The following is a 245-nucleotide window of genomic DNA, read 5'->3' as shown; positions in this document are numbered from 1 at the left end:
ACAGGCTCGCCCTCAAAGGCTGAACAGGCGGGCTGGCAGCGCTTCAGCTGAGCGTTCAGATTCTTTCGCACGAACGGGCTCATATCAACTTTTCGATCTGCCTTAACATCGCTTGCGATCAAACCAGGCAAGAGCTGCTTCTGGTCTTTAATGCGATCCGGGTGCAAGGCGTCGATCAGATCCGGATCGACCGAACAGAAAGCTCCGACCGCATCCAGGTTGCCCTGTACACGAACGTGTACAGG

General features: G+C 55.5%; 1 protein-coding gene. It reads right to left on the bottom strand.

Annotation, left to right across the window (positions count from 1 at the left end; all coding sequences use genetic code 11):
- A partial coding sequence (locus ACRHOC_RS14990) for a hypothetical protein (protein WP_431159424.1) occupies nt 1-245 on the bottom strand: 245 nt, incomplete at both ends.

Origin of the sequence: Winogradskyella poriferorum (assembly GCF_050618035.1) — a bacterium.
In the GTDB taxonomy this organism is placed as follows: Bacteria; Bacteroidota; Bacteroidia; order Flavobacteriales; family Flavobacteriaceae; genus Winogradskyella; species Winogradskyella poriferorum_A.
Note: the sequence above shows the minus strand (reverse complement) of the source record. Positions and strands in the feature narration are given on the sequence as shown.